The sequence below is a fragment of the Humibacillus sp. DSM 29435 genome, assembly GCF_001758225.1.
Taxonomy (GTDB): domain Bacteria; phylum Actinomycetota; class Actinomycetes; order Actinomycetales; family Dermatophilaceae; genus DSM-29435.
The window spans coordinates 1-22,106 of the sequence record NZ_MAST01000006.1 but is presented as its reverse complement, the minus strand read 5'-3'; the positions used below and the strand labels follow the sequence as shown (position 1 = coordinate 22,106).

Annotated in this window: 21 protein-coding genes; 17 read left to right on the top strand and 4 right to left on the bottom strand. The window is 69.2% G+C overall.

All coding sequences use genetic code 11. The features are described 5' to 3' along the window. Positions 1–5: 5 nt before the first annotated feature. Positions 6–1,817, bottom strand: coding sequence for an ABC transporter substrate-binding protein (locus BA895_RS05450; protein ID WP_070190893.1), 1,812 nt, complete (start codon positions 1,815–1,817; stop codon positions 6–8). 266 nt (positions 1,818–2,083) lie between these two features. Here BA895_RS05450 and BA895_RS05445 point away from each other — a divergent pair, with 266 nt between their 5' ends. The 5 genes from BA895_RS05445 to BA895_RS05430 all read left to right on the top strand — a co-directional run bounded on the left by BA895_RS05445 (position 2,084) and on the right by BA895_RS05430 (position 6,131). After that, positions 2,084–2,767 (top strand): response regulator transcription factor, encoded by a 684-nt coding sequence (locus BA895_RS05445; RefSeq protein WP_070190979.1) that lies wholly within the window; start codon positions 2,084–2,086, stop codon positions 2,765–2,767. 59 nt (positions 2,768–2,826) lie between these two features. Further along, positions 2,827–4,173: a HAMP domain-containing sensor histidine kinase gene (locus tag BA895_RS05440; protein WP_175442256.1), complete on the top strand. Its 1,347-nt coding sequence runs from the start codon at positions 2,827–2,829 to the stop codon at positions 4,171–4,173. Continuing rightward, entirely contained in the window at positions 4,170–4,295 is a 126-nt protein-coding gene (locus BA895_RS24700; RefSeq protein WP_256388429.1) for a hypothetical protein, read from the top strand. The genes BA895_RS05440 and BA895_RS24700 overlap by 4 nt, the downstream gene beginning before the upstream one ends. Positions 4,296–4,318: 23 nt before the next feature. Further along, complete coding sequence (locus BA895_RS05435) at positions 4,319–4,876, top strand: GerMN domain-containing protein (RefSeq protein WP_070190891.1); 558 nt, start codon at positions 4,319–4,321, stop codon at positions 4,874–4,876. Positions 4,877–5,192: 316 nt separating this feature from the next. Then, positions 5,193–6,131, top strand: a complete 939-nt coding sequence (locus BA895_RS05430; RefSeq protein ID WP_070190890.1) for a ferritin-like domain-containing protein — start codon at positions 5,193–5,195, stop codon at positions 6,129–6,131. A 33-nt stretch (positions 6,132–6,164) separates the two neighbouring features. Here the strand turns inward: BA895_RS05430 and BA895_RS05425 are convergent, their stop codons facing one another. Then, the gene (locus tag BA895_RS05425; protein WP_070190889.1) at positions 6,165–7,193 is read right to left on the bottom strand and encodes an NAD-dependent epimerase/dehydratase family protein; all 1,029 of its coding nucleotides are present in this window, start codon (positions 7,191–7,193) and stop codon (positions 6,165–6,167) included. 80 nt (positions 7,194–7,273) lie between these two features. Between BA895_RS05425 and pafA the strand changes: the two genes are divergently transcribed. The 10 genes from pafA to BA895_RS05375 all read left to right on the top strand — a co-directional run bounded on the left by pafA (position 7,274) and on the right by BA895_RS05375 (position 18,159). Continuing rightward, complete coding sequence (pafA, locus tag BA895_RS05420) at positions 7,274–8,665, top strand: Pup--protein ligase (protein ID WP_070190888.1); 1,392 nt, start codon at positions 7,274–7,276, stop codon at positions 8,663–8,665. A gap of 134 nt (positions 8,666–8,799) precedes the next feature. Continuing rightward, positions 8,800–9,831 (top strand): FKBP-type peptidyl-prolyl cis-trans isomerase, encoded by a 1,032-nt coding sequence (locus BA895_RS05415; protein ID WP_070190887.1) that lies wholly within the window; start codon positions 8,800–8,802, stop codon positions 9,829–9,831. 73 nt (positions 9,832–9,904) lie between these two features. Continuing rightward, complete coding sequence (locus BA895_RS05410; protein WP_070190886.1) at positions 9,905–10,291, top strand: FKBP-type peptidyl-prolyl cis-trans isomerase; 387 nt, start codon at positions 9,905–9,907, stop codon at positions 10,289–10,291. A gap of 122 nt (positions 10,292–10,413) precedes the next feature. Then, positions 10,414–11,412: a YafY family protein gene (locus BA895_RS05405; RefSeq protein WP_070190885.1), complete on the top strand. Its 999-nt coding sequence runs from the start codon at positions 10,414–10,416 to the stop codon at positions 11,410–11,412. Beyond that, positions 11,409–12,500, top strand: a complete 1,092-nt coding sequence (locus BA895_RS05400; protein WP_083283009.1) for a YafY family protein — start codon at positions 11,409–11,411, stop codon at positions 12,498–12,500. The genes BA895_RS05405 and BA895_RS05400 overlap by 4 nt, the downstream gene beginning before the upstream one ends. 205 nt (positions 12,501–12,705) lie before the next feature. Beyond that, positions 12,706–13,035, top strand: a complete 330-nt coding sequence (tatA, locus tag BA895_RS05395) for a Sec-independent protein translocase subunit TatA (RefSeq protein ID WP_070190884.1) — start codon at positions 12,706–12,708, stop codon at positions 13,033–13,035. 51 nt (positions 13,036–13,086) lie between these two features. Next, entirely contained in the window at positions 13,087–13,908 is an 822-nt protein-coding gene (tatC, locus tag BA895_RS05390) for a twin-arginine translocase subunit TatC (protein ID WP_254666339.1), read from the top strand. Positions 13,909–13,917: 9 nt separating this feature from the next. After that, complete coding sequence (locus BA895_RS05385) at positions 13,918–14,826, top strand: diacylglycerol kinase family protein (RefSeq protein ID WP_070190883.1); 909 nt, start codon at positions 13,918–13,920, stop codon at positions 14,824–14,826. Further along, entirely contained in the window at positions 14,823–17,684 is a 2,862-nt protein-coding gene (locus BA895_RS05380; protein WP_070190882.1) for an RNA helicase, read from the top strand. The genes BA895_RS05385 and BA895_RS05380 overlap by 4 nt, the downstream gene beginning before the upstream one ends. A 274-nt stretch (positions 17,685–17,958) precedes the next feature. After that, positions 17,959–18,159 carry a cold-shock protein gene (locus tag BA895_RS05375; protein WP_070190881.1) on the top strand — a complete coding sequence of 67 codons (201 nt, stop codon included), beginning with the start codon at positions 17,959–17,961 and terminating at the stop codon, positions 18,157–18,159. 144 nt (positions 18,160–18,303) lie between these two features. On the opposite strand, the gene BA895_RS05370 is transcribed toward BA895_RS05375, so the two are convergent. After that, entirely contained in the window at positions 18,304–18,525 is a 222-nt protein-coding gene (locus tag BA895_RS05370) for a hypothetical protein (RefSeq protein ID WP_070190880.1), read from the bottom strand. A 73-nt stretch (positions 18,526–18,598) separates the two neighbouring features. Continuing rightward, positions 18,599–19,543 (bottom strand): 5'-3' exonuclease, encoded by a 945-nt coding sequence (locus tag BA895_RS05365; protein ID WP_070190879.1) that lies wholly within the window; start codon positions 19,541–19,543, stop codon positions 18,599–18,601. 121 nt (positions 19,544–19,664) lie between these two features. Between BA895_RS05365 and BA895_RS05360 the strand changes: the two genes are divergently transcribed. Both BA895_RS05360 and BA895_RS05355 read left to right on the top strand, forming a co-directional pair. Beyond that, positions 19,665–21,446 (top strand): alpha/beta hydrolase, encoded by a 1,782-nt coding sequence (locus tag BA895_RS05360; protein WP_083283007.1) that lies wholly within the window; start codon positions 19,665–19,667, stop codon positions 21,444–21,446. Between the two features lie 121 nt (positions 21,447–21,567). Then, positions 21,568–22,038: an Lrp/AsnC family transcriptional regulator gene (locus BA895_RS05355; protein ID WP_070190877.1), complete on the top strand. Its 471-nt coding sequence runs from the start codon at positions 21,568–21,570 to the stop codon at positions 22,036–22,038. The last annotated feature ends 68 nt before the right edge of the window (positions 22,039–22,106 follow it).

Here is a 22,106-nt window from a genome sequence, read left to right as displayed (position 1 = left end):
TCGGGTCAGCCGCCCTGCTTGTCAGGGCTCAGCCAGACGTTGGTCGGGTCGTAGTTCTGCAGGGCCGGTACGTAGATGGCGTTCTGTACCTGGGTGGCGTGGTAGTTGGCCTGCTGCGGGTTGGTGATCGGGAAGAACGGCGCATCCTCCATGACCTGCTTGTCGGCCTTGGCCCACAGTGAGGCGGCCTCCTCCTTGGTCTGAGCGAGGCCGGCCGCCTTGATCAACGTGTTGGCGGCCGGGCTGTTGTAGAGGCCGAAGTTGCTGCCGACGGGAGGGAACGACGGTTTGCCGGAGAACAACGGGTTGAAGAACGACAGGGCCGCGTTGCCGTACCAGTCGGCGCCCCATCCGGCGGTGGCGAGGTCCCAGACCCCGCGCTGCGCGACCGAGGGAACCTGCAGGTACTTGGTGTAGAAGTCGGAGTTGGGAGAGGGGATCCCGGTGACCGTGATGCCCGCCTTCGAGAGGTCCTGCTGCACGGTCTGGAAGGTCTTGTTGCTGCCCTCGGAGGCGTTGCGGTAGAGCATCTTGACGGTGATGCCGTTGGGGTAGCCGGCCGCCGCCAGCATGGCCTTGGCCTTGGCCGGGTCGTAGGGGTAGAGGTCGAAGTTCGTCTCACCACCGACGATGTTCGACGGGAGCACGTGGGTGAGCGCCGGGTTGACGCTCGGGCCCCCGATCACCTGGATGATGTTGGTGCGGTTGATCGCGTACGAGATGGCTTGGCGCACCTTGACGTTCTGCATGGCCTTGTTGTTGTTGGGCGACTGGCTGTTGTAGACGATGTAGGGGTTCGTCGAAGCCGTCGGTCCGAGAGTGAGGTTCGGGTCGTTCTTGGCCTTCAGGGCCGGGATCTGTGACGGCGGGGGAGCGAGGTCGAACTCCATGTCGGCGCTCGGGGTGCCCGTCTCCAGCTGCTGTTGGGCCGAGTCCTGGGTCACGGTCTGGTTGACCACGATCTTGTCGACGTAGGCCTTGCGCACCGGGTCGGTGGCGCCGTCCCAGGCCTCGTTGCGCACGAAGGTGATGTCCTTCTTCGGGCTGTACGACGCAATCTTGTAGGGCCCGTCCGAGAGCGTGTGCTGGGCGAGCTCAGAACCGGCCGGCACGTAGGCGTCATACTCCTTCGGGGCAGGCGAGAAGGCGGTCAGGGTGAGCATGTCGGGGAAGTAGCTGGCCGGGTTGTTGAGGTGGAAGACGATCGTCTGGTCGTCCTTGGCCACCACCCCCGGCAGGTCGGTCTTGTTCATGTAGTCGGTCATGGCCGACGGGGTCGGAGCGACCTTGGCGAAACCGTCACAGAAGGCCTGCATGCCCTGGATGAGGCCCTCGTAGTCGGGCAGGCCGCCGAAAGGCTGGGCCGGGTTGCAGGTGCGTTTGACCCCGCGCACGAAGTCGGCCGCCGTGACGGCGCGCGCCGGCGAGGTGTCCCACTTGACACCGCTGCGCATCTTGATGGTGTACGTCTTGCCGTCGGCGCTGATGCCATCACCCATGGTCGGCAGCTTCTCTGCGAGGTCGGGCACGGGCGTGGTGGTCTGGCCGTTGACGGCCGGATAGGTGAACAGCTGCCGGCTCCACTCGCGCAACGCCAGGTAGCCGACCGAGTAGTAGCTGATGTTCGGGTCCATGTAGTCGACGTCTCCGGCGCCGAGCATGTTCAGGGTGCCCCCCTTGACGGGCGTCGCACTCGTGCCACCAGACCCCTCGACGTTGGTCGTCGTGCCGGGTGAGGTGCTGCTGCAGGCTGACAGGGTCAGCCCGGCCACCGCGATCGCCGACAGGGCGACGATCGGCTTGATCCTTCTGGTCATCACGTTCTCCTTGTTCCGCGCGCCCCGGTAGGGGCCGCCTGACCCGACGCGAACCGATCCGCCCCGCCTTGGTCACGCCCAGAACGCTAGGCAGAGATCGATCGGTGGGCGGCGGGCCGCGGCAGATGACACGAGAGCGCAACGCTGCCGTCATGCTGGCCGTTCGCAGTGTTCCGAGCCGTTACACGGGCGGCTCGCCGACGGCATCCAGCGCCATCTCAGGTAACGCACACTCAGCCGTCAGAAAGGACGCGCACGATCGGGTCATGGGACGACGGGTTCTCCTCGTCGAAGACGACGACCGTGTTCGACGAGTGATGCGAATGGCACTGGAAGACGAGGGCTTCCAGGTCATGGAGGCAGCAGACGGCTCCCAGTGCCTCGAGCGGGTCAAGGAGTCGCCGCCCGACATCGTGTTGCTCGACCTGATGTTGCCCGACCGTGACGGGTTCAGTGTGTGCCGGGCCATCCGGCGGGGGAGCGACGTGCCCGTGATCATGGTCACCGCCCGCACCGACAGCCACGACGTCGTCGCGGGGCTCGAGTCGGGGGCCGATGACTACGTCACCAAACCGCTGGTGGCCAAAGAGCTCGCCGCCCGCATCAGAGCCCTGTTGCGTCGAGCGGAGCCGATCGCCGGGCAGGCGCCGCGCGTCGTGACGGCCGGTGACCTTGTCATCGGGCTCGACGACGGTGTCGTCACCAGGGCTGGCGAGCGGGTCGCCCTCACCCGCACGGAGTTTCGGCTGCTGGTCGAGCTCGCGATCGCCGAGGGCCGCATCTGTAGCCGCGAGCATCTGCTCGACCGCGTATGGGGCTACGACTACTTCGGCGACAGTCGCATCGTCGACGTGCATGTGCGACGCCTTCGCATGAAGGTGGAGTCCGATCCGGCCAGCCCCCGTCACGTGGTGACCGCCCGCGGGCTCGGATACCGTCTGGGCGGCTGATGCGGGGCCCGACCCGTCGGCGGAGCTCTCGCCAGCGAGTTCGAGCTCGCGCCAAACGGGTGCCGTTGCGGACCCGGGTGCAGGTGAGCTTCGGCCTGCTCGCCCTCGGCATCTCGACGGTGCTCTCGGTGGCGTCCTGGTTCGTCGTGTCGCGGTACCTGCTCACCCAGCGGGTGCAGACCGCGGTGGCCGAGACCGACCTGGACCGGGTCTCCCTCGAGGCCGGGCTGAGAGAGGGGACGTCGTCGGTGACGGCCCTGATCGCCGGTCTGCCCACGAACGACGCGTCCTCGTCGATCGTGCGGGTCTCCGGTCGGTGGTTCGGCGCCCTCCCGTCCCGGGGGCCGAGCGGCATCCCCTCCGGTCTGCTCGACGCGGTTGAGTCCGGTAGCACGGCGACCCAGCGAATCTCGGTCGACGGCTCGCTCTACCTAGCGGTGGGTGCACCGCTTCGGCCGTCGGGAGACGTGGTTCTTGAGCTCTTCTCCCTCGATGACCTCGACCACACCCTGTCGTCGATGGCGGTGGTGCTCACCGTCGCAGCCGCGCTGACGACGGGGCTGGGCGTGGGCCTGGGCCGCTGGGCGTCCAGGCTGGCGCTGGCCCCTCTCGGGAGCTTCACGACCGTCGTGGGGGCAGTGGCGGCCGGCCACCTCGACGCGAGGCTCGAACAGGTCGGGGATGCCGATCTCGACCCGCTCGCGCGCGCCTTCAACGCGACGCTCGCGGAGCTTGAGCACCGGGCCCGGGTCGACTCCCAGTTCGCGGTCGACGTCGGCCACGAGCTTCGGACCCCGCTCACGACGATGTTGAACTCGATGGAGCTGATCACTCACCGCAGGAGCCAGCTGCCCGAGTCGGTGCGAGAGGCCGTCGACCTGCTCGCTGGTGACCTGGGCCGGTTCAGGGTGCTCGTCGTCGACCTGCTCGAGATCTCGCGACACGATGCGGGGGAGGGACTCGTGCTCGAACCGGTCGACCTCGGCGACCTCACCCGGTGGTGCGCCGACCGGCTCGTGGGTCGGCCCATCACGCAAGTGCACGCCCGCGCCGGGGAGCTCGTGGTCGCCGCCGACAAGCGGCGACTCGAGCGGGTCGTGAGCAACCTGGTGGTCAACGCTCAGGTGCACGGTCGCGGGTGCACTGCCGTTCGGGTGCTGCGCTCGGGCGCGTTCATCCGCATCGAGGTCGAGGATGCCGGCCCCGGCATCGACATGAGCGACCGCAGCCGGGTGTTCGACCGTTTCGCTCGTGGTGTTCGTCGCACGCCACAGCCGCGCAGCCAGGGACTCGGCCTCGGGCTGGCCATCGTGCAGCGTCACGTGGCGGCACACGGCGGCTTGGTGCTCGTCGAGGAAGGCATCGGGGGAGGTGCTCGCTTTGTCGTGGAGCTTCCGGTCCATTGAACGACGAACGGCTGAACGACGAACGGCTGAACGGCGAACGGCTGAACGACGAACGGCTGAACGGCGAACGGCTGAGCCACGAACGGCTGAACGGCCAAAGCCGGAACGGCGGATGGCGGTGAGAGCGTCACGGGCGGGGCGGTCCATGGTTGGGGCGCTCGCGGTGTGGCTCGCGCTCGCAATGGCGTTGTGCTCGTGCTCGATCGGCGCTCAGTCGAGCCCCGACCTGCTCGACCTGCCGAGCGGCACGCCGTCCGGCTCGGTCACTCAGCGTCCGTCTGGGGTACCCCTCACGGTGCAGGTCTACCTGCTCCACGGCGACCGCCTCGAGCGGGTGGCGCGGTCGGTCTCGTCGGGCGTCGGCCTCGATCCGGTGCTGCGGGCCCTCGGTGCCCCGCTGCGCGCTGACGAGGTGGCGCGGGGCCTGCGCACCGCTCTTCCCGAGTCGGCCTCGCGGCTCTCCGGATCGCTGGCCGGGGCCACTGCGAACATCGCCATCCCGTCGGGCCTCGACCGGCTCTCCGTTCGCGAGCAGCAGACCGCCGTGGCGCAGATCGTCTTCACGGTGACGGCCGACAGCCTGGCCACGGACGTGCAGCTGACCAACGCCGGTCGGGCGGTCGCCGTGCCCGACGGCGTCGGCCAGCTCGTCGAGCGGCCCCTCACGCGGGGGGACTTCGCCACACTGGCTCCCGCCGGGTGAGGTGGTTCGTGTTGAGTCTCTCGCGGGGAGTTTGTAGGCAACTGTCGGGTTCGGTGATGCAGAGCGGGTGAGAGTCCCGATCTCGGCCAATCCGGTTGGGCGCCGGTGACGAATGGTCTTCGAGTGCTCGCCGAAGAGCCACGTCCCGAGCGTCGGGTTGTCGCCTTCGACGCGTTCTCCGCCTCGCCAACAAGCGTCCTAAGGCCCCGACGGCACTCGTGCCACGGATGGAACGCATCGACTGCATCGTCTGCTCCGGGCGGTGCCAGCCCCCCTCAGAAACCACGGAGCCAGCAGCTCGAATCAAGGAGAACTTGTGTTCGGTAAGAAGATGGTGGTCGACCTGATCGACCGAAGCGCCGAGAACGACCGTGACCGGCGCAACTTCATGAAGGCCGCCGGTCTGAGCGGTCTGGCCGTGGCCGGTACGGCCGCTGTGGTGGGAGCCACGGCGGGATCGGCCTCGGCCCACGGCGACTCCGGTGCCCCGAGCGACGCGGCGGTGCTCAACTTCGCTCTCAACCTCGAGTACCTGGAGGGGCAGTTCTACTCGTTCGCGGTCAACGGGCGCGGCATTCCCGAGTCGATGACCGACGGAAGGGGAAAGCGAGGGGGTGTCACCGGCGGCCACGCGGTTCCGTTCAAGAGCCGAGTGGTCAGGCGCTACGCCCAGGAGATCGCCGGCGATGAGCTCGCGCACGTCACCTTCCTGCGCACGGCCCTCGGCTCGGCCAAGGTCGCACAGCCGCAGATCGACCTGCAGTCGAGCTTCACGGCGGCGGCGATGGCGGCCGGCCTGATCACGAAGGGCCAGACCTTCGACCCCTTCGCCAACGAGGACAACTTCCTGCTCGGCGCCTTCATCTTCGAGGACGTCGGCGTCACCGCGTACAAGGGGGCCGCACCGCTCATCTCGAACAAGACCTACCTCGAGGCGGCCGCCGGCATCCTCTCGGTGGAGGCCTACCACGCAGGAATCGTGCGCAGCGCACTGTTCGAGAGGGGGCTCCAGTCGGCGGCCAGGAAGATCTCGGACGCCCGAGACAGTCTCGACGGGCGCAGCGACGATGACCAGGGTCTCTACTACCGCGGCCGGGCCAACCTCGTGCCGACCGACTCGAACGGCATCACCTACAGCCGTTCGGCAGGACAGGTCCTCAACATCGCCTACCTCAACCCGGCCAAGGTGACCAAGGGCGGGTTCTTCCCGGCCGGGGTCAACGGGGCCATCAACTCCAGCGACGACAACGCCTGACCATCTCTGAATGCGGGTCGGCCGGGCGGCTACTCAGCCTCCCGGCCGACCCGCCCTGTCGTCTGTTCGCAGGTGGGCGACCAGATCGAGCTCGATGTCACGGTCGAGCCCGGCACGCTCACGGCGCCGACCCAGGCCCAGCCGCTGTTCGGTTGCGAGAGCGTCGGCCATCGTGTCGGCGAGCGGCCTCTGCCGTAGCCCCAGCTCTCGTGCGGTCGTCGAGTCACGGTCGAGAAAGGCCGACCATCCCTTGTCGTGCAGCCAGAGCGGGAGCGACCGTGGCCCCATGAACTCCTCCAGCCCGAACGCGACGAGGTGGGCATCATCGACCGCAATCGTCTCGCCGCCGAACTGCGCTGTGAGAGCGGCCTGCCCGAGCACCTCACCCAGCGACCCGACCGGGCCCATCGCGTTGACCACGCCGGTCACGCCGACCAGGCCCGCGGTCAGCAGCCAGGCGCCGAGATCCACGACGTCGACCCACTGAACCGGACGGTCGACCCGTGCCGGCACCACGACCGGCCCACCGTCAGCGGCGGCCAGCGCGAACCGCGACGGCCAGTAGCCGAACCGTTCGCTCGGGTCACCTCCCCCCACGATGAGTCCGGACCGCGCGATGAGGGCCTGTGCACCGCGGGCCGTCGTGACGGCCTGTTCGCAGGCCACCTTGCCGGCACCGTACTGCTCAGTCGTCACGAGATCGCGCGGTGCGGCCGGAAGCAGCTGCGCGCGCTCGTCTGCGCCGGGCTCGTCCTGTCGGGCGTACACCGAGCACGAGCTGACGAACACCCAGGCCGCGGCCCGATCCGACAGCGCAGCCAGGGCGCCGCGTACGTGACCCGGTTGCCGAGCCACGTCGACCACCAGGTCGAAGTCGGCGTTGGCCAGGGCGGCATACGCATCAGGACGGTCCCGGTCAGCCTGCACCAGAGTGGTGCCTTGAGGAGCAGGGCCGGCCTCGCCGCGCGCCAGGCAGACGACGTCGTGACCTCGACGGGCGGCCTCCGCCGCGACGGTGCCGCCGAGCCACGAGGTGCCGCCGAGAACGAGGATGCGGGCCATGCCTCGATTCGAGCACGCGGCGACGGGCCGAGGGAAGCGGTGTTCGCCTGCGGCAGAAGTGGTGAGCCTAGAGTTGGTGCATGGAACGGCGGATCTTCGGGATCGAGAACGAGTACGGCGTCACCTGCACCTCGCAGGGGCAACGCCGCCTCACGCCCGACGAGGTCGCCCGCTACCTCTTTCGCCGGGTGGTGGCCTGGGGCCGGTCGAGCAACGTGTTCCTCGGCAACGGGGCCAGGCTCTACCTCGACGTCGGCAGCCACCCCGAGTACGCCACCGCCGAGTGCGACTCGGTGCGTGAGCTCGTCGTTCAGGACAAGGCCGGCGAGCGCATCCTCGAGGGCCTGGTCGAAGACGCGCAGTCCAGGCTGCGCGACGACGGCGTCGAGGGTGAGATCTTCGTCTTCAAGAACAACACCGACTCGGCCGGCAACTCCTACGGCTGTCACGAGAACTACCTCTTCGGTCGTGGCGGCGACTTCCAGCGCGTCTCCGACATGTTCATCCCCTTCCTGATCAGCCGTCAGATCGTCTGCGGGGCCGGCAAGGTGGTCACCACCGCCCACGGCGCGTCGTTCGCGGTGAGCCAGCGCGCCGACCACATCTGGGAGGGCGTCAGCTCGGCCACGACCAGGTCGCGGCCGATCATCAACACGCGCGACGAGCCGCACGCCGACGCCGAGAAGTACCGCCGACTGCACGTGATCGTGGGCGACTCGAACATGTCCGAGACGACCAACCTGCTCAAGGTCGGCAGTGCCGACCTCGTGCTACGCATGATCGAGGCGGGCATCGTCATGCGGGACCTCACCATGGAGAACCCCATCCGGGCGATCCGCACGATGAGCCACGACCCGACCGGGCGCGCCACGGTGCGACTCGCCAACGGGCGTGAGCTGTCGGCGCTCGACATGCAACGCGAGTACCTCGACAAGGCCCTCGACTTCGTCGACCACGAGGGGATGGGCAACCCTGACACGAAGCAGGTGCTCGACCTCTGGGGTCGGGCCATCGACGCCATCGGGGCCGGTGATCTCGACGCGATCGGCACCGAGATCGACTGGGTCATCAAGTACCGGCTGATCGAGCGCTACCGGGCCCGGCACGGACTGTCACTCTCCGACGCCCGGGTGCTGCAGGTCGACCTCGCCTACCACGACATCAACCGGCGCCGTGGTCTGTTCTACCTCCTGCAGAAGCACGGGGGAGCGGCGCGCCTGGCCAGCGACGTGGAGATCTTCGAGGCCAAGGTGCGGCCGCCCCAGACGACCAGGGCCAAGCTGCGGGGCGACTTCATCCGGGCCGCGCAGGCTCACGGTCGTGACTTCACCGTCGACTGGGTGCATCTGAAGCTCAACGACCAGGCCCAGCGCACCGTGCTCTGCAAGGACCCGTTTCGCGCTGTCGACGATCGCGTCGAGCGGCTCATGGAGACCATCGAGCGCTCGCCCACCACGCCGCGCCCGCTCTGAGAACGCGGAAACTCACAGCAGATCGACAGCCCTCCCGGGCCCCGGTCGGGGAACTCTCCCCAGGGGTCGGCGGGTTAGAGTGACGAGGCTTTGCCCACCGGCGAGGCCCGTCGTCAAACCGAAAGTTATCTCTCGTGCGCCTCACTCGTGCTGCCCTTGCCCTCACGGCCGTGCTCTCTCTGACCGCCGTCGCGGCCTGCGGAACGGCCGGCACCTCGACGAGTGCTTCCACCACCGGTTCGACGGCCGGCGCGAGCGGGGCAGCAGCCACCGGACCGGTGGCGATCACCGCGGTGTCGACGGCACTCAAGGCCACCACTGCGACCGGGCCGGTCGACTTCAAGACGGCGCCCAAGGTCTCGCTGGGCCAGACGCCCCTCACCTCGACCGACATCGAACGCAAGGTGCTCACCCCCGGAACGGGGGCCGCCTCCACCGGCAACGACGCCCTCAAGGTGTGGATGAGCGTCTACAACGGCCGTGACGGCAAGCTTCTCGACAACGGCTTCGACAAGGGCCGCACGGCCCTCGGAGTCTGGCTCGCGAGCAAGAACTACATCCCGGGCATCACCAAGGGCCTGGTGGGCGCCAAGGCGAGCGAGCGGGTGGCGTTCACGGTGCCCCCGAAGGACGCCTTCGGGGCGCAGGGCAACGAGCAGCTGGGCGTCAAGCCCACCGACACCCTCGTGTTCGTCGCCGACGTGCAGTCGGTCACCCAGGTGCCGACCTCCATCGAGGGCACGCAGACGGCCTCGCCGGCCGGCCTGCCCACGGTCGAGTTCAAGAACGGCCCGACGAAGGCGCCGACGGTCACCATTCCCAAGACCGCGGCTCCCAAGGAGACGAAGCAGGTCACCCTCATCGAGGGCAAGGGGTCCACGGTCGAGAAGGGCCAGACCCTCATCGCCAACTACCACGGGGTGCTCTGGCGCGACGGTTCGGTGTTCGACTCCTCGTGGCAGCGCGGTGCCCCCGCCGACTTCCCCATCGGCTCGGGCCAGGTCATCCCCGGCTGGGACAAGACGCTGGTGGGTAAGAAGGTCGGCAGTCGAGTGCTCCTCGTCATCCCGCCCGCTGACGGATACGGAACCCAAGGCGGTGGTGACGGCAAGATCAAGGGCGACGACGTGCTTGTGTTCGTCGTCGACATCCTCGGCACCGTCTGAGGCTCCGCCCTTTCGCCGGTCGCCACACACGCTGTTCGCTCGTACAACCCTTCCCAGAAGAGAGGCCCACGCCATGGCGCTCGACCCGACCCGCACCAAGCCCGAGATCGACTTTCCCGAGGGCGCAGCTCCAGCCGACCTCGTCATCGAGGAGCTCATCGAGGGCGAGGGCGAGCCCGCCAAGTCGGGTGACACCGTCAGCGCTCACTACGTGGGCGTGGCGCACTCGACCGGCGAGGAGTTCGACTCGTCGTGGAACCGCGGCAACCCGCTCGACTTCCGGCTCGGTGTCGGCATGGTCATCCAGGGCTGGGACCAGGGGATCGAGGGGATGAAGGTCGGTGGGCGACGTCGGCTGACCATCCCTGCGCACCTGGCCTACGGCGACCGCGGCGCCGGCGCGGCGATCGCCCCGGGCGAGACGCTGATCTTCGTCGTCGACCTCGCCGACGTGCGCTGAACCACGGTCTGGCCCGACCTTCGGACCCCATCTGACGAACGGCACGGCACGGCCCGGATGGCGTCGTCATCGTCGCCGCCATCAGGTAGCGTCGGCCTCCCACTCACCCGGGAAGGACCGTGATGAGCCCAGCGTCGGCAGCCTCTCCAGCGTCGTCATCGGCCGAGAAGACCGAGCGGCTGATGAACCTGATTCTCGCGCTGAAGTCGGCCCGTCGGCCGGTCTCGAAGCAGAAGCTGCGCGAGGCTCTGCCGAGCTATTCTCGAGCGGCATCCGCCGAGGCGTTCGACCGGATGTTCGAGCGCGACAAGGACGAGCTGCGTGAGATGGGCATCCCGATCACGACCACCGTGATCGACGTGCTCTGGGGCGACGAGGTCGGGTATCGCATCGACTCCGCCGAGACCTCCCTGCCCGAGATCTCGTTCGAGCCCGAGGAGGTGGCCGCTCTCGCGCTGGCCGCCCGCACGTGGTCGACGGCCAGCATCTCGGGCAACGCCTCCGCAGCGCTGCGCAAGCTACGCCTGGCCGGTGTCGAGATCGACGAGTCGATGGCGGCCGGCGTCGAGCCACGTATCCGCACCAGGGAGCCGGCCTTCGAAGCGGTGCGCGCGGCGGTCACCGCCCTCCAGGCGATCACCTTCGACTACCGAAAGAGCGACGGCTCCCTCACCACAAGACACGTGCAGCCGTGGGCCCTCAAGCACTGGCACGGCCGTTGGTACCTCACCGGCTACGACGTCGGCCGTTCCGGCGAGCGAGCCTTCCGGCTCAGCCGCGTCGAGGGGGCGGTGCGCAAGAAGGGGCGGGCCGGTGGCTACGTCGTTCCGGCCGACCATGTGCCGGAGGTCGCGCTCTCGGCCCAGGAGCCGGATGCCGCCGGCGTCGCCGTCGTGTGGCTGCGTCACGGTCGGGGACACACCCTGCGCCGACATGCGGTCGGCTCGCGTGACGTCGACGAGCGCTGGGCGCAGATCGAGATCCCCTACTGGCCGGGCTCCACCGAGCGTGATGTCGCTGCCCTCGGCTCCCACGCCGTCGCGCAGTCTCCGCCCCAGCTCGTCGCCGGGGTCGTCGCGGCCCTGACTGCTGTCGCCACCGTGCACGAGGAACCATCATGACCGAGACCGCTACCCAGCGTCTGGGCCGTCTGCTGGACATGGTGCCGTGGCTGCTGCGCCACCGGGGCGTCGCCGTGAGCGAGGCCGCCCGCGAGTTCGCAATCAGCGAGCAGCAGGTGGTCGATGACCTCCAGCTGCTGTTCGTCTGCGGCACCCCGGGGTACGGACACGCGGAGCTGATCGACGCCCAGTGGGAGAGCGGTCACATCTACCTCGACAACGCCGAGGACATCGCCGCACCGATGCGCCTCAGCCAGGACGAGGCGGTCACCCTCATCGCCGGCCTGCAGGCCCTTGGCTCCAGCCTGCTCAACCCGGAGATCACCGAGCGCACCCTGACCAAGCTGCGCACGGCGCGGGCCGCCACCAGCTCCACCGGCGCGGCCGGGGTCGGCGCGGCCGGTGACCCCGCCGCCCGCATCGCCCTCGACCTCGACGATGGCAGCCAGCATCCGGCCATGGCGGCGGTCAAGGAAGCTCTCACCTCCCGTCGGCGGATTCACCTGAGGTACTACGTGCCCACCCGCGACGAGACCACCGAGCGCGACGTCGACCTGATGCGCGTCGTCAACCTCGACGGCCAGTGGTACGCCGAGGGGTGGTGTCACCGGGCCCACGACGTACGCCTCTTCCGCCTCGATCGCATCGAGGCCGCCACGGTGCTGGAGATCGACGGGTCGCCGCCCGCGCAGGCGCAACCGCGCGACCTCGGAGACGCCTTCATCCCGGGCCCGAGTGACCTCACCGTGGTGATCGACGTCAGCGCCGAGGCGGCCTGGATCGCCGACTACTACCCCAACGAGGGGGTCGAGCGCGCCGTCGGTGGCGGTTCGGGCGATGGCGAGCCGGGCGCTGAGGGGTCGGTTCGGGTGACCCTCAAGGTGGCCGACCCGGCACTCGTGCGCCGGCTCATGCTGCGGCTCGGAGGTGAGGCCCGAGTGGTCGAGCCCCCCGAGCTGGCGCAGGCTGTGGCCGCCGAAGCGCGAGCGGCCCTGTCGGCCTACCCGCCCGCCCCGACCCGTTCTTCGACACCCGCGCCACCACAGCCGTCCGAACCACACAGCACGACCGGGCTGGAGAGCGACTGAACGGCGCCATTGTGCCGTTGTGTCGTTGCATCGATGCTGTGATGCCACTGGCCCAATCCCGATCGCCCGTCGGTTCCGAACAACCAACACGATGCCGGCGTACAGCCGGCTCCCATCAGACAGCACGTATGCTGGTGCAGTGCAGCGGATGCCGCTGCATGCGGCTTTCACAAGCGAGCCGCCTTCGACGAGGAGACGAAACATCATGGGCGGACTGGGCTGGCCTGAACTGACCGTCATCGCTGTCATCATCATCGCGTTGTTCGGGTGGAAGAAGATGCCCGACATGGCTCGCAGCCTCGGCCGCTCGGCTCGAGTGTTCAAGTCGGAGGTCGACGAGATGAAGAAGGACGGCAAGGAACCCAGCGCCGCGTCGCGCAGCACGGTTCCCGGTGACGTCGTCAACGACTCAACGCCCTACAACCCCACTGACGAGGCGCGGCGCGCTGCCGACGCCCGAGTCGCCGAGGCTGAGGCCCGTGCGGCCGAGGCTCGCGCCGAAGCGGCCAAGCTTCGCGGCGACTCCACCGTCTGAGCATCGCCACCGCGCCCGTTCACCCCACGCCACGACCACCACGGTTCTGACATGCCCACGCTGCTGCGCAAACGCAACTCAGAGGGTCGGATGTCCCTCGGCGACCATCTGCGCGAGCTGCGCAACCGGGTGCTCATCGCCGCCCTGGCGATCACCGTCGCCGGGGTTCTCGGCTGGATCTTCTACGAGCACGTCATCAACGCGCTCACCAAGCCCATCACCGACCTGGCCAACCAGCGGAAGGCCTCTGGTGGCAACGCGCTCGTCAACATCAACTTCGCCGGGCTCACCGACCCGATCGCGATCCAGCTGACGGTATCGCTGTTCGTCGGTCTCATCGTCGCGTCGCCCGTGTGGCTCTGGCAGATCTGGGGCTTCATCGTCCCAGGGCTGACCAAGAAGGAGAAGCGCGTCGCGCGACTGTTCATCGTCGCCGCGGTGCCACTCTTCCTCGCCGGCTGCGCCCTGGCCTACTTCATGTTGCCCAAGGCCGTCTCGGTTCTGCTCGGCTTCACCCCCGACAACGCCGCCAACCTCCAGGATGCCGCTGCCTACCTGAACTTCGTGCTGAAGTTCGTCGTCGCCTTCGGGTGCGCGTTCCTCCTCCCGGTGTTCCTCGTCGCGCTCAACCTCGTCGGCATCCTGCCGGCTCGACTCATGCTGCGGGGCTGGCGTCCGGCGGTCATGCTGATCTTCGTCTTCGCCGCGATCATGACCCCGACGCCCGACGCCTACACGATGTGCATCCTGGCCCTGCCGATGGTGGCCTTCTTCTTCGCGGCCGTGGGCATCGCCTTCATCTTCGACAAGCGCAAGGCCAAGCAAGATCCCGGGTGGCTCGACGTCCCCGACGACGAGGCGTCCTCGCTGTAGCTTGCGGCTGTGCCCTCGCGCATCGCCCTGATCGTCAATCCCACGTCCGGGAAGGGCGCGGGCGCCGCTATGGGCGAGCAGACGGCCCGCCTGCTGCGCACGGCCGGGCACGAGGTCATCGACGTCTCGGCCGCCGGCTACGCCCTGGCCCATGCCGCCGCGGCCACCGCTCTGGGTGGCGGCGTCGACACCCTCGTCGTGGTCGGCGGAGACGGCATGGTTCATCTCGGCGTCAACCTCTGTGCGGGCACCCCCGTTCGGCTCGGGGTCGTGGCTGCCGGAACCGGCAACGACTTCGCCCGCAACCTCGGCCTCCCGGTGCGTGATCCGGCAGCCGCGGTGCGCGTCATCCACGCCGGCGTGACCCGGGCTGTCGACGCCGGAAAGGTCACCGACGCCGGGGGCCAGATGCGGTGGTTCGGTGGGGTGCTCGGTGCCGGGTTCGACGCCGTGGTGGCGGCCCGGGCAGCCCGGATGCGCTGGCCCCGGGGCGCCATGCGCTACAACCTCGCCATCGCCCGGGAGCTGCCCGTCTTTCATGCCATCCCCTACGTGGTCGACCTCGATGGCGAGCGGTTGCAGACCCGTGCGATGTTGGTGGCAGTGGCCAACACGACATCGTTCGGAGGGGGGATGAAGGTGTGTCCCGACGCCGACGTCTCCGACGGGCTGTTCGACGTGCTGATCGTGCACGAACTGTCGATCGCCGCTTTTCTCAGGGTCTTTCCCAGAGTTTTCTCGGGAACACATGTCGGCCACCGCGCCGTTGACATCCGCAGGGCGCGGAGAGTGCGGCTCGAGGCCGACGGCATCCACGCCCAGGCCGACGGTGAGCCGTTGTCTGCTCTGCCGCTCGATATCGAAGTGGTGCCCGCTGCGTTGCAGGTGGCCGTTCCCGACCCCGAAGGTTCACGATGAAGATGCCCGACTGGCCCCACCTGCGGGACTTCGCACAGGGGCTGGACTTCCCGCTCGACGACTTCCAGACCGAGGCGTGCCGCGCGGTCGAGGAGGGCCGCGGCGTGCTCGTGGCCGCCCCCACCGGCGCCGGCAAGACCATCGTGGGGGAGTTCGCCGTGCACCTGGCCCTCGCGGGCGGCCGCAAGGCGTTCTACACCACGCCCATCAAGGCCCTGTCGAACCAGAAGTACGCCGATCTCGTGCGGGTGCACGGCGTCGGCCAGGTGGGACTGCTCACCGGCGACGCCTCGATCAACGGTGAGGCCCCGATCGTCGTCATGACGACCGAGGTGCTGCGCAACATGATGTACGCCGGCTCCTCCACGCTGCGGGGCCTCGGCTGGGTGGTCATGGACGAGGTGCACTACCTCGCCGACCGCTTCCGAGGGGCGGTCTGGGAGGAGGTCATCATCCATCTGCCGCCCGACGTGAGCGTGGTGTCGCTGTCGGCGACCGTGAGCAACGCCGAGGAGTTCGGTTCCTGGTTGGCGGAGGTCAGGGGCGACACCGCCGTGATCGTCTCCGAGATCCGGCCGGTGCCGCTCTGGCAGCACATGATGGTCGGGCAGAGCCTGTTCGACCTCTTTGTCGAGGAGGTCGACCCGCAAGACGTCTCGAACCGTGGCCCCAGCACCGACGTCAGTGTCAACCCCGACCTCGTGCACGCGATCCGCGGTAACGAGGGCCGAGGAGCCTGGGACTCTCACTGGGCCAGCTCGAACGGCCGAGGGGGGCGTGACCGCGGACGCACCCAGTCGCAGGGCCGCAAACCGTTGGGCGGCCGGGGCGGTGGGAGCGGCGAACGGGGGCGCGGGGTCGCCGCGACCGGCCGACAGGTCTCCCGGCAGCCCGGTGGCTCGGGTGGCCGTGGCTTCCCCCAGGGTGGCCGGCCCGGCGGGGGCCCGACCCGGTCAGAGGTGATCGACCGGCTCGAGCGCGACGGGTTGCTGCCGGCGATCACGTTCATCTTCAGTCGGGCCGGCTGCGATGGCGCGGTCGGCCAGCTGCTCGGCACCGGAGCGCGCCTCATCGACGTGGCGCAGGGCGAGCGAAACCGCAGGCTCGTCGAGGAGCGCATTCAGGGCCTCGCCGACGAGGACCTCACGGTGCTCGGCTACTGGGACTTCGTCGACGGCATCTCGCGGGGGTTCGCCGCGCACCACGCCGGCATGCTGCCGACGTTCCGCGAGATCGTCGAGGAGCTGTTCACAGAGGGCCATATTCGTGCGGTCTTCGCCACCGAGACCCTGGCGCTCGGCATCAACATGCCCGCCCGAACCGTGGTGCTCGAGAAGCTGGTGAAGTTCAACGGCGAGAGCCACGTCGACATCTCTCCGGCCGAGTACACCCAGCTGACCGGCCGTGCAGGTCGACGCGGCATCGACATCGAGGGCCACGCCGTCGTGCTGTGGAACCGGGGCCTCGACCCCGCAGCGGTCGCCGGTCTGGCCTCGACCCGGACGTACCCGCTCCGCTCCAGCTTCCGGCCCACCTACAACATGGCCGTCAACCTCGTGGGCCAGTTCGGCCGCGAGACGGCGCGGTCGATCCTCGAGACGTCGTTCGCCCAGTTCCAGGCTGATCGGGCGGTGGTCGGCTTCGTGCGCACGGTGCGTCGCAACGAGGAGGCCCTCGCCGGCTACGCCGATTCGATGCAGTGCCACCTCGGTGACTTCGCCACCTATGCCGCGACCCGCGACGAGATTCACACCCTCGAGAAGGAGGGTTCCAAGGCCCGCTCCGCATCCGTGCGTGCGGCGGCTGCAGTGTCGCTCGAGACCCTGAGGATCGGCGATATCGTGCGGATCCCCTCCGGCCGGCACAGCGGTCTGGCCGTGGTCGTGATGCCCAACCGCGGCGGTCGGGGTGAGGCCGCATCGCCTGCGGTCGTCACCGAGGACCATCAGCTGCGGCGGCTCACGCTGCACGACGTGCCCGCGCCCATCGAGGCGCTCGGAACCCTTCGCGTCCCGAAGCAGTTCAACGCCAAGAACCCCAAGGCCCGTCGCGATCTCGCCGCGGGCCTGCGGGCGTCGAGGCCGTTCGACCCGGCCCCTTCCCGGCTCCCGGCTGACGACCCGTCCGATGAACGGGTCGACCAGCTGCGACGCCAGCTCAGGGCGCACCCATGTCACCAGTGCCCCGAACGCGAGAGCCACGCCCGGTGGGCCGAGCGCTGGTGGCGGTTGCGGCGAGAGACCGACGCGCTGCAGCGCAAGATCGACGGGCGCACCAACTCCGTGGCCAAGACCTTCGACCGCATCTGCGACCTGCTCGTGCAGACGGGCTACCTCTCAGATCTTGGCGAGACCGTCACTCCCGAGGGGGACCGGTTGCGTCAGCTGTACACGGAGAAGGACCTGTTGGCGGCCGAGTGCCTGCGGGTCGGCCTGTGGCGACGCCTCGACCCCGCGTCGCTCGCTGCCGTCGTCTCGACCCTCGTGCACGAGCCCCGCCGTGATGAGGGTGGCCTGACACCCCGTTGGCCGACCGAGGACGTGCACGAGGCGTACGAGGCGATGATCGAGCTGTGGTCGCGGCTGGAGGACGCCGAAGGGGCGCTCGCCCTTCCCCGCACCGGGATGCCGGACGGCGGGCTCGCGTGGGCGATGCACCGGTGGGCGAGCGGTCAGCGTCTGGAGGATGTGCTGCGCGGCACCGACCTGGCTGCCGGCGACTTCGTGCGACGGTGCAAGCAGGTCATCGACCTGCTCGGCCAGCTGACCAACGCCGGAGACGAGCACCTGCGCCAGATGGCTCGCAAGGCCTCGGACTCCGTGCTGCGGGGGGTCGTGGCCGCCGACCGCCTCGACTGAGTCGACCCGGCGGGCGGGCCACCCCGAGCCACCGGTCGGGCTCCTCGCGTCGGGACGAGAGCTCAGAGCGACACGCACCGACGCCGATGAGGCATCCGGGCGCGGTGTGGGATAGCATTCGAGCGCTGGTCGACGTTTTTGGTGTTCGTGTTCGCACGCTCGCTTGGACGAGATTGCGAGCGCAGCTGTTTCTTCTTTTCGGTGGAAGTGGTCGCGTCATCGCCGACCAGGGCCGTGAATCCACGCGGCCAACCACCCACAGAAGGAGCACAACATGGCACAGGGAACCGTCAAGTGGTTCAACTCGGAGAAGGGCTTCGGCTTCATCGCCCCGACCGAGGGTCCGGACGTCTTCGTCCACTACTCAGAGATCTCGGGCGGCGGCTACCGCAGCCTCGAGGAGAACCAGGCCGTCGAGTTCGACATCGAGCAGGGCCCCAAGGGTCCGCAGGCGATGCGCGTTCGCGCCATCTGATCTCTCGCAGGTTCACACCTGCACACGAGAAGGCCGGCACCCGTTGGGGGGCCGGCCTTCTTGGCGTTTCTCGGCTCGGTCAGGGGCAGCTACCGCTGACTGGCAGGTCTGGGCGATTCGAGGCGTACACGCCCAACCGAGGAGTCAGAGCCGCGACAGCTTGGCGTACGGGCTCGCCAGGCGGATCCGTTCGGAACCGAAGTCGACGGTGACGGTGTGCTCGGCGGTGTCGAGCACCGTGCCGAGTCCGTACTTGTCATGGGTGACCCGATCGCCGACGCTGTACTGCTCGATCGCGCGAGCAGGCGGCGCGTTGAAGGGGCTACTGGGCAGGTGTCGCCGCGGTGCGGCCGGTGCGGGAGTCATCACCTCCAGTATGCGCCATCCCGGGCGCGACGCGCCCACTCGTCCACTCACGAGTTGGGCCCGGCGCTCCCGTTCACTCGATCTGCAGCGCGTTCAGCACCCGGTCGAACGACGACGTGAGCCCGTGCTCGACCGCCAGACGAGACATCAAGGACGGGTTCGCGACCGCAGTCGGCACCCTGAGGTCGATGTCGGGCACGGCCGCGTCACGTGCGACCGCCACCACCCGCGGCGCCACGTCGAGGTAGTCCGAGGCCGCCTCGAGCCGGGCCCGCTGGGCCCCCTTGAGGGCAGGGTCGCCGTTGGCGATGGCCTCGCGCACCGCAGCGAGGGTGCCGTAGGTGTTGATGAGCTTGGCGGCCGTCTTCTCGCCGATGCCGGCCACCCCGGGCAGGCCGTCGCTCGAGTCGCCGCGCATCACGGCCATGTCGGCGTAGGCGTCACCGGTAGGCACCCCGTACTTCTCCTGCAGAAACGACTGGTCGACGAGGTCGGGGGAGCGCACTCCGCCCCGTGCCGTGTAGAGCACCCTGATCTGGGCCGCATCGTCGACGAGCTGGAAGAGGTCACGGTCGCCCGTGACGATGTCGACCGGCATCACCCCGTGGTGACTGGCGGCCAGGGTGCCGATCACGTCGTCTGCCTCGTAGCCGTCTGAGCCGAAACGCGCGATGCCGAGGGCGGCCAGGGCGTCGATGATGATGGGCACCTGCACCGCGAGCGCGTCAGGAACCGACTCGCCGTCGGCGCCGTCGCCGCTGTCGGTGAGGCGGTGGCTCTTGTACGTGGGGATGGCCTCCACCCGGAACGCCGGGCGCCAGTCGTTGTCCCAGCACGCCACCAGATGCGTGGGGCGTCCGCGTTCGATGAGCGAGGCGATCATGTCGAGCAGGCCGCGCACGGCGTTGGTGGGTACGCCGCTCGGACCGATCACCTCCGGAACCCCGAAGTAGGCCCGGAAGTACAGCGATGCCGAGTCGAGCAGGAGGGCGCGTTGGTCGGGGTGCGTCAGCGGCATCCGGCGAGCGTATCGGCAACGCAGGACGCTCACCGCTCACCCGGGAGGGGACCTGAACCCGGAACGGTTTCGGCAGGGCACCTTCGCCCCATCGACGCATCGATGTTGTTACCGTGCCGCCATGACTGCCAGATCAGGGGACCGGGCACCGATGGTGTCGTCATACGACGAGGGATCGCAGACGGGCAGGCGTCATGTCACCCGTCGGCGACGCGCCCTGGTGGCGGCCACCACCGCAGCCGTCCTGGCCGGCGGCCTCCTGGTCACACCGACGGCGCAGGCGAACCCAGCCACGGCGTCGACCACCAGCCCGTCAGACGCGGGCGGCATCCGGCCCGGCACGAAGACGCCGAGGCTCCTCTGGGGCTCGTGCGGGGCGACCCTCGAGCAGTTCCGCTGCGCGACTGCCGAGGTACCCACCGACTACGACGCTCCGCGAGGCGCGACCACCACCATCGCCCTGATCAAGCTGCCGGCATCCGGCCCGGGCCGACGACTGGGAACCCTGTTCACCAACCCCGGTGGCCCGGGTGGGTCAGGCGTCGAGTTCGTCACGCAGGCCGAGGCGCTCTACACGCCGGCCGTGCGGGCCCGTTACGACGTGCTGGGCTTCGACCCGCGCGGGGTCGCGCGGTCTGACCCGGCCACCTGCTTCCCCACCGCCGAGCAGGAGGCGGCCGCACCGCTGATGCAGACTGCCTACCCCCTCACCCGGCCGGAGGGGCGGAAGTACATTGCGGATGCCGTCTCGTTCGGCAGACAGTGCACCTCGACCTCGCCCAGCCGCTTCCGACACGCCTCGACCGCCAACGTCGCCCGTGACCTCGAGCTGCTGCGTCGAGCCGTCGGCGACGCGAAGCTGACCTACGCCGGGTACAGCTACGGCACCCTGTTGGGCGCCACCTACGCCAAGCTCTTCCCCGGCCGGGTCGGCCGCTTCGTGCTCGACGGCACCGTCGACCCGCTCGCCTGGTCGGGCACGGGCTCCGGAGCCGCGGCCGGCCGGGTGCCGTTCGGCATCCGGTCGCGTCAGGGGGTGGGGGCCAGCGAGACCTTCACCGAGTTCGGACGGCTCTGTCGCTCGGCGGGGCCGGCGGGCTGCTCCCTCGCCGCCCTCGGAGACCCCGTCGCCGTCGTCGAGCGCACCTTCGACCGGCTCGCTGTCAGGCCGGTGACCGTTGCGACCCCGGCCGGCCCGCTCGTCATCGACCAACAGGCTGCGGTGGCGATCACCTTCTCGGCCCTCTATGACCCGGCCGCCTGGTCCTATCTGTCCGACCTGCTGGCCGCTCTCTCGGCGCCGAGCCCCGACAAGGGCAGGGTGCTCGGAGCCCTGGCTCGCACGAACACCGTCTACGGCGAGCAGGCGCGCGGAGAGCGGCAGCCCGGGGCCCGGCGGGGCGATGACTACACCTCGGTGGGAGGCAATCTCGCGAGCCTGTGCGTGGACACCAAGGCCTCGGGGCGGCTGGGCGCCTACCCCGCCATCGCCGATGCCTACGACCGGGTTGCTCCCTACTTCGGCCGCTACCGGCTCTGGACCGGAGCCGTGTGTGAGCGGTGGTCGGTGCAGGACTCCGATGCCTTCACCGGCCCCTGGCAGCAGACGACTCACGCGAAGGTGCTGGTCATCGGTACCCGGTTCGACCCGGCCACCCCGTATCGCCAGACCAGACCGTACGCGGCTCTGTTCCCTCGGGCCGATGTGCTCACGGTCAACGGCTATGGTCACACCGCATTGCTCAAGAGCTCGTGCGCTGACCGTGCGATCACCCGCTATCTGCTCACCGGTGCGACCGCTGGGCGTTCCGCCACCTGCCGGCAGGACACACCGCCGTTCCGCGACGGTGCCGCCCTCAGGTCAGGCTCGGAGGGCGTCTCACCGCGGTTGCTGGGGCTCTGACGAGACCCGCCCACTGTCAGTGGTCTGCTGTTCCACCGCGAAACCGCAGTGTGTCCGGTCTGCGAGCGTTCCCACTGAGAAATATCCCCGTCTGAGGCGAGCGCTGGTCTAGCCTTCGGCCATGGAAGATCTCGATCGTCGTCTGGTGGGCCTGCTCCTGGCGGACGGGCGGATGAGCTACACCGATCTGGGCAAGGCGACCGGGCTCTCCACCTCAGCGGTACACCAGCGAGTGCGTCGGCTCGAGGAGCGCGGCATCATCACCGGCTACACGGCCACCGTGTCGGCTGAGGCGCTCGGGCTCCCGCTGGCTGCCCTCATCTCGGTCGCACCCTTCGAAGCCAGCGCTCCCGACGATGTACCCCAACGGCTGGCGCACATCACCGAGATCGAGGACTGCTACTCGGTGGCCGGCGTCGAGAGCTACATCCTCAAGGTACGGGTCGCGATGCCGGGCAACCTCGAGGACCTGCTCGCGCGCATCCGGGGCGCAGCGAGCGTCTCCACCCACACGACCGTCGTGCTCTCCACGCCGTGGGAGGGGCGCCGGGCCTCCTCGTCCGAACCCAGCCCTTCGCGCCACACCCCCTGAGACTGCGCGCGATTCGGACCGTGGCGGGGTTGCCGCCGTGGATGCCGGGCCAGCCGCGCGGGGATCGG

Excerpts from the sequence above, each read along its gene's own strand:
- BA895_RS05450 (WP_070190893.1), bottom strand. The coding sequence starts at position 1,817 with ATGACCAGAAGGATCAAGCCGATCGTCGCCCTGTCGGCGATCGCGGTG.
- BA895_RS05445 (WP_070190979.1), top strand. The coding sequence starts at position 2,084 with ATGGGACGACGGGTTCTCCTCGTCGAAGACGACGACCGTGTTCGACGA.
- BA895_RS05435 (WP_070190891.1), top strand. The coding sequence starts at position 4,319 with ATGGTTGGGGCGCTCGCGGTGTGGCTCGCGCTCGCAATGGCGTTGTGC.
- BA895_RS05425 (WP_070190889.1), bottom strand. The coding sequence starts at position 7,193 with ATGGCCCGCATCCTCGTTCTCGGCGGCACCTCGTGGCTCGGCGGCACC.
- pafA (WP_070190888.1), top strand. The coding sequence starts at position 7,274 with ATGGAACGGCGGATCTTCGGGATCGAGAACGAGTACGGCGTCACCTGC.
- BA895_RS05410 (WP_070190886.1), top strand. The coding sequence starts at position 9,905 with ATGGCGCTCGACCCGACCCGCACCAAGCCCGAGATCGACTTTCCCGAG.
- BA895_RS05405 (WP_070190885.1), top strand. The coding sequence starts at position 10,414 with ATGAGCCCAGCGTCGGCAGCCTCTCCAGCGTCGTCATCGGCCGAGAAG.
- BA895_RS05400 (WP_083283009.1), top strand. The coding sequence starts at position 11,409 with ATGACCGAGACCGCTACCCAGCGTCTGGGCCGTCTGCTGGACATGGTG.
- tatA (WP_070190884.1), top strand. The coding sequence starts at position 12,706 with ATGGGCGGACTGGGCTGGCCTGAACTGACCGTCATCGCTGTCATCATC.
- tatC (WP_254666339.1), top strand. The coding sequence starts at position 13,087 with ATGCCCACGCTGCTGCGCAAACGCAACTCAGAGGGTCGGATGTCCCTC.
- BA895_RS05380 (WP_070190882.1), top strand. The coding sequence starts at position 14,823 with ATGAAGATGCCCGACTGGCCCCACCTGCGGGACTTCGCACAGGGGCTG.
- BA895_RS05375 (WP_070190881.1), top strand. The coding sequence starts at position 17,959 with ATGGCACAGGGAACCGTCAAGTGGTTCAACTCGGAGAAGGGCTTCGGC.
- BA895_RS05370 (WP_070190880.1), bottom strand. The coding sequence starts at position 18,525 with ATGACTCCCGCACCGGCCGCACCGCGGCGACACCTGCCCAGTAGCCCC.
- BA895_RS05365 (WP_070190879.1), bottom strand. The coding sequence starts at position 19,543 with ATGCCGCTGACGCACCCCGACCAACGCGCCCTCCTGCTCGACTCGGCA.
- BA895_RS05360 (WP_083283007.1), top strand. The coding sequence starts at position 19,665 with ATGACTGCCAGATCAGGGGACCGGGCACCGATGGTGTCGTCATACGAC.
- BA895_RS05355 (WP_070190877.1), top strand. The coding sequence starts at position 21,568 with ATGGAAGATCTCGATCGTCGTCTGGTGGGCCTGCTCCTGGCGGACGGG.